This is a genomic window from Streptomyces solincola (assembly GCF_002982015.1).
GTDB classification, from domain to species: Bacteria; Actinomycetota; Actinomycetes; order Streptomycetales; family Streptomycetaceae; genus Streptomyces; species Streptomyces solincola.
This window is the reverse complement of the sequence record NZ_PVLV01000333.1, coordinates 1-5,439: the sequence shown is the minus strand read 5'-3', so window position 1 is coordinate 5,439 and position 5,439 is coordinate 1. Positions and strand designations below refer to the sequence as shown.

Annotated in this window: 4 protein-coding genes, 1 tRNA gene and 1 pseudogene; 3 read left to right on the top strand and 3 right to left on the bottom strand. The window is 71.3% G+C overall.

Annotated features, from left to right (window positions below; translation table 11 throughout):
• Nucleotides 1-576: 576 nt before the first annotated feature.
• Both C6N75_RS20800 and C6N75_RS20795 read right to left on the bottom strand, forming a co-directional pair.
• The gene (locus tag C6N75_RS20800) at nucleotides 577-1,557 is read right to left on the bottom strand and encodes an HNH endonuclease (RefSeq protein WP_105870427.1); all 981 of its coding nucleotides are present in this window, start codon (nucleotides 1,555-1,557) and stop codon (nucleotides 577-579) included.
• A gap of 320 nt (nucleotides 1,558-1,877) precedes the next feature.
• A tRNA-Thr gene (locus C6N75_RS20795) sits at nucleotides 1,878-1,951 on the bottom strand.
• A 207-nt stretch (nucleotides 1,952-2,158) separates the two neighbouring features.
• Here C6N75_RS20795 and C6N75_RS20790 point away from each other — a divergent pair.
• From C6N75_RS20790 to C6N75_RS20780, 3 genes are all read left to right on the top strand, one after another.
• Nucleotides 2,159-3,301 (top strand): ABC transporter ATP-binding protein, encoded by a 1,143-nt coding sequence (locus tag C6N75_RS20790; protein ID WP_105870426.1) that lies wholly within the window; start codon nucleotides 2,159-2,161, stop codon nucleotides 3,299-3,301.
• A 289-nt stretch (nucleotides 3,302-3,590) separates the two neighbouring features.
• On the top strand, nucleotides 3,591-4,007 hold the full coding sequence (locus C6N75_RS20785; protein ID WP_105870425.1) for a hypothetical protein: 417 nt from the start codon (nucleotides 3,591-3,593) through the stop codon (nucleotides 4,005-4,007).
• A 49-nt stretch (nucleotides 4,008-4,056) separates the two neighbouring features.
• Nucleotides 4,057-4,791 carry a nucleotidyltransferase family protein gene (locus C6N75_RS20780; RefSeq protein WP_105870424.1) on the top strand — a complete coding sequence of 245 codons (735 nt, stop codon included), beginning with the start codon at nucleotides 4,057-4,059 and terminating at the stop codon, nucleotides 4,789-4,791.
• Between the two features lie 119 nt (nucleotides 4,792-4,910).
• On the opposite strand, the pseudogene C6N75_RS30825 reads toward C6N75_RS20780, so the two are convergent.
• Nucleotides 4,911-5,439, bottom strand: a pseudogene (locus tag C6N75_RS30825) (hypothetical protein); the annotation flags it as partial.

Genomic DNA, 5,439 nt, shown 5'->3' with positions numbered 1-5,439 from the left:
CCCCCAGCCCACCCCAGGCCGCGACGTCCTCGTACAGACCTTCGCCCTCGCTCACATTGGTCACCCCCACCCCATTGCCCCGAGAACCATGTCACCGCCGACCACCGTGGGCACCAACCCCCTACGAGGCCTCTGGTCATGACCACCAAGCCAGGAGCCTGCGCGCTCCTGCGCGGATACTCGCCCTTTCGACCCTCACCGGATGCAGCACGACTGGCGACAGGCCCACCAGTCCTCCGTCCGCGGGCACCAGCACCACGCACGAAGCCGCCGACCACGACGCCAGGAAGTACAGCGTCAAGATCGCCTACTTCGCGAAGGACACCAGTCCGAACCTCAACCTCTTCATCACCAGCGGCTGCTACCAGGTACCGGACGGCCAACGGGTCGAATGACTCCTCGTCAAGAGCGCCCGGAGCCGGTGCCCTCGCACCGCTTACAGGCGCTGGTCCCGGACCAACGGTCCGGGACCTCCTCCGCATCCTGCCTCGCCTCCCCCTGCCGCACGTCACGGGAGTCGGCAGACGCCTCAGGAGCCGACAATGCCCTCGTCCCCCATGGCCGCGGACACGTGCGTCACCACGTAGCGGTGGTAGCGGCGTGGTGCTCCCGGAGAACGGTGCGGTCCAGTGGTGCTGCCTCTGGGAGATGCAGGGGTGCACCGTTCAGAGGGCTGTATGCGGCGTGGCCTGCGATGCTCGGTGCGACGCACACCGTCAGGTCCTGTGCGATGGCCAGCAGGCCACTGTCGAAGAGACGGTGGATGTCCGAGCGCAGGAGCAGTCCCTCCCCGACGAGATGCCGTTCCGCGGTCGCGAACGGCCGAAGGTGAGCAGCTTCGAGCACCTCCGCCGGCGCTGCGCCGGTAACGGCACAGACCAGCCCGTACTGTCGGACCAGGGCTCTGCGGAACGCATCCTGACCGCGTCGAGCCGCTGCCGTCGTCCGCCTGCGCCCCCCGGGCAACTCGAAGGGGCGGTGCCTTTCCCCTCCGGGCCTTCGGCTCTGCTGAGGGAGGCGGACTCCCCGTGAGGCCACTGCGGCAAGCGTTCTCACCCTGTCCATGGCTTTGATCGACTGCTGGTCGGACCTGCTGAGGCTGAGGTCGGCCAGTCGGGCCTTGTCCAAGCTCCCTTCAAGAGGCTGCCAGGTGCCACCGTAGTGAGCCCTGTAGTTGGTCACCCGGATCGATTCCACCCTCGGGCGGTCGAAGACGGTGGAACACGGGCTGCAGCGATAGCGGGGCAGCTGGGACGTCCGCCCTTTGAACCCGGTGCTTCCGCACTGCGGACATCGGCTGCGAAGCTTCTCCTGGTTCCGGATCACCTCCAGCTCTTCCACGTACCCGATGCCAAGGGCTTCGGTGCCGGTACGGACGACGACAAGATCACCCACTGCGACCCGACGATGGTTTCCCACAGTCGAGTCGTAGCTGTAGGACTCCTCCACAACGTCGTCGTAGCCGGCATTTCCCTGGAATTGCCGTCCCTCTTCCACGACCAGGAACGACCAGGCGTTGCCTCGTGCGATCGCCGTCGCGACCTCCACCGCATCCATGGCGGGATCATACGAACAGGTAGTAATACCGAGAGGGGCAGCCGCTGGTGCTCAGCGCTGCCCGCCTGTGGTCCTGGTCCGCCGCCCCCAGTCCGGGCTGCAGGAACGGAACGGCCGAGCGACAGGGCACGGAAGTCCACTGCCGGCGTCCGGCCGGTCGCCCTTCCCCGCCGGACTCGTCCCGGGGAGGCGCACCGCCTGGAGCGCTCCGCCGGGGCCCGGCAGGACGGACACCGGCACAGCGGAGCTGGACGGTGCCCGAACCCAGCGCGAAGGGCCGGCGCTCGGGTGTTCCCCGGCCGCCGACCCTTCATCCATCGAGCCCCCTGTCGGGTTCGAACCGACGACCCCCGCTTTACAAGAGCGGTGCTCTGGCCAGCTGAGCTAAGGAGGCGCTGCGGGACGAGTGTAACCGGACACGGCCTCGTCACGGTCGGGATTCCGGGGGCGGCGGCTGCTGACAGGAGGCGGTGGGCGGGGTACCGTCACGGCAGTCCGCGACGTGGACTAGACCCCTGGGCAGCGGCGGGCGCCGCTGGACGGGGGCCTCCTTTACTCGGATCGTCCGGCACGTTCCTGCCGGTGAAGGGACCGCATCACCATGGCTTCTGTCACGTTCGACAAGGCGACCCGGCTGTACCCCGGGGGCACCAAGCCCGCCGTCGACCAGCTCGACATCGAGATCGCGGACGGGGAGTTCCTCGTCCTGGTCGGCCCGTCCGGCTGCGGCAAGTCGACCTCGCTGCGCATGCTCGCCGGACTGGAGGACGTCAACGGCGGCGCCATCCGGATCGGTGAGCGCGATGTCACCCACCTGCCGCCGAAGGACCGGGACATCGCCATGGTGTTCCAGAACTACGCGCTCTACCCGCACATGTCCGTCGCCGACAACATGGGCTTCGCGCTCAAGATCGCCGGCGTGAACAAGACGGACATCCGGGCGAAGGTCGAGGAGGCAGCGAAGATCCTCGACCTCACCGAGTACCTGGACCGCAAGCCGAAGGCGCTCTCGGGCGGTCAGCGGCAGCGGGTCGCGATGGGCCGCGCGATCGTGCGTGAGCCGCAGGTCTTCCTGATGGACGAGCCGCTGTCGAACCTCGACGCCAAGCTGCGTGTGTCGACCCGTACGCAGATCGCGTCGCTGCAGCGCCGGCTCGGCATCACGACCGTGTACGTCACCCACGACCAGGTCGAGGCGCTGACCATGGGCGACCGGGTCGCCGTCCTCAAGGACGGGCTGCTCCAGCAGGTGGACACCCCGCGCAACATGTACGACCGCCCGGCGAACCTGTTCGTCGCCGGCTTCATCGGCTCCCCCGCCATGAACCTGGTGGAGGTGCCGATCACGGACGGCGGGGTGAAGTTCGGCAACAGCGTGGTGCGGGTGTCGCGGGACGCGCTGGCGGCGGCCGCCGACCGGGGCGACACCACGGTGACCGTGGGCGTCCGGCCGGAGCACTTCGACGTCGTCGAGCACGGGGGCGGCGCGGGCGCCTCGCTGCGCAAGGACGACGACAGCGAGGCGGCCGGGCTGGCCGTGTCGGTCAACGTGGTGGAGGAGCTGGGCGCGGACGGGTACGTCTACGGCTCCGCGAAGGTCGGCGGCGACGCCCACAAGGACCTGGTGGTCCGCGTCGGCGGCCGCGCCATCCCGGAGAAGGGCTCCGTGCTGCACGTGGTCCCCCGCTCGGACGAGATGCACGTCTTCTCGACCTCGACCGGCGAGCGGCTGTCCGACGTGTGACCGCGCGGCACCACAAGACGCGTGTGCGGCCCCGTACTCCGGTGCGGGGCCGCCGCGGTTGCACGCCCGTACCAGACGGTGGACGCCCGCGCCGAGCGGCCTCCGCCCACGGCAGGCGATCCACGCCCACGGCGAACGAACTGCTGATCATCTTTGGGGACAAATACCCCGGCATAGCGGTCGATTCGGGCGGCCCCGTCAACACGTCATTCGAAAAGGAGCATCGAACCATCCCTCGTGGGGGTGACTAAATGTCTCCAAATTACTACCGGCCGCTACGCTCACGTCCGTGACCCACAGCGCACGCCGCATCGGCCGTTCCCTCGCCTTCGTCCTGCCCGTCGTCCTGGTGCTCTCCGGGACCCTCGCGGTCGCCAGCGTCCCGTGGGCGGGCAACACCGCCGGTACGCAGATGCTCACCGCGTCCTCCGAGAACGTCTCGGCGCCGGCCGCCAAGACCGCCGCGCCCCAGGACGTCCTGCGCGACAAGCTCCTCGCCGAGCTCCAGCAGAAGGACCCCGGCTTCGCCCTGACGAGTCTCCAGCGGGAGGTGGAGGAGCGGCCGTCGCTCGCCAAGCACTGCATGTCGATCGCCAAGGCCCTCGGCCGCGCCGCCGTCGACCACTACGGCCCGGTGCGCGCCCAGACCTACTCGCGGCCGGTCTGCGACACCTCGTTCGCCTCCGGCGTCGCCAACGTCCGCTGAGTGTGCGGCGGCACGCCCGCAGGGCCGGTGGGGCCCTAGGGTGCGGCCCATGCAGCAGCACTCCTCTCCCACGCAGGCCGTGGTCCTGGCGGGCGGCCAGGGTTCGCGCCTGCGCCCCTACACCGACGACCGCCCCAAGCCGATGGTCGAGATCCCGGGCACCGGGACCCCGATCATCGGCTTTCAGCTTGCCTGGCTGGCCGCGGAGGGCGTGACGGACGCCGTCATCTCCTGCGGCCACCTGGCCGGCGTGCTGGAGGAGTGGCTGAGCCGGGCCGAACTGCCCCTGCGGGTCCGCACGGTGGTGGAGGACGAGCCGCTGGGGCGGGGCGGCGGGCTGAAGTTCGCCGCGGCCCGGCTGCCGCACCCCGAGCAGCCCTGGTACGCCACCAACGGGGACATCTGGACCCGCTTCCCGCTGCGCGAGATGGCCGCCTTCCACGCCGAGCGGGACGCCCTCGCCACGCTCGCGCTGGCCCGGCCCCGTATCCCCTGGGGCGCGGTCGAGACGGACGCCTTCGGGCACATCACCGACTTCGTCGAGGCGCCCCCGTCGCCGTACCTGATCAACGCGGGTGTGTACGTGTTCGCGCCGGCCTTCGCCGACCTGCTGCCGGACAGCGGCGACCACGAGCGCACCACGTTCCCCCGGCTGGCCCGTGAACGCCGGCTGGCTGGCTTCCCGTTGCCTCAGGGCGCGTACTGGCGCGCGATCGACACGGCGAAGGATCTGCGGGAGGCGGCGCGGGAACTGACCCGCATGGACGCTGAGAAGGGGAGCTGAGGCCGGGAACGGCGAAAGGGGCGGCGGCCGCGGGGAACGATCCCGCGGCCGCCGCCCCTCGCGTACGAGCGGGGGCGACGGCTCCTGCGAGCCGCCGCCCCCCCTCGTGAGGGCCCGTGTCAGCCCAGCAGGCCGCCCAGCGGGTTGCTGTTGCCGCCGCCGGAGCCGGAGCCGCCGGTCGAGCCGGAGGAGGAGCCGGACGAGCTGCCGCCGCCGTCGCTGCCGCCGCCGGAGGAGGCGTCCTCGCCGCCGCCGGAGCCGGAGCCGCCGGTGGAGGAGGAGAAGTCGCCGTCGCCGCCGCTGCCCGCGCCGGCGGTGGGACCGGCGCTGGTGGTCGGCGGGGGCACCGGCTCGGACTGCTGCGGGGCCTCCTCGCCGGCGCCCTGGGTGGCGGTGGGCTGCTCGGCGACGTCCTGCTCGGCCTCGGGGGCGCTGTCCTCGGTGGGCTCGGCGGACCGCTCGGCGGCCGGGGAGCCGGCGGTGGAGGCGGTGGGCTCGGGGCGGCGGGTGGCCGCGTCGGGCGAGGTGGAGGAGCGCTGGCGCTGCTCCTGCTCGCGGGGCAGCACCTGGCCGGGCAGGTGGTTGACCGGGTCGCCGTCGGGGCCGGGCACGGTGACCATCTGGGTGGAGCGGACGGCGCCGGCGGGG

What these genes read in the sequence shown, in the direction of transcription:
- C6N75_RS20800 (WP_105870427.1), bottom strand. Translation starts at nt 1,557, where the DNA reads ATGGATGCGGTGGAGGTCGCGACGGCGATCGCACGAGGCAACGCCTGG.
- C6N75_RS20780 (WP_105870424.1), top strand. Translation starts at nt 4,057, where the DNA reads ATGCAGCAGCACTCCTCTCCCACGCAGGCCGTGGTCCTGGCGGGCGGC.
- C6N75_RS20790 (WP_105870426.1), top strand. Translation starts at nt 2,159, where the DNA reads ATGGCTTCTGTCACGTTCGACAAGGCGACCCGGCTGTACCCCGGGGGC.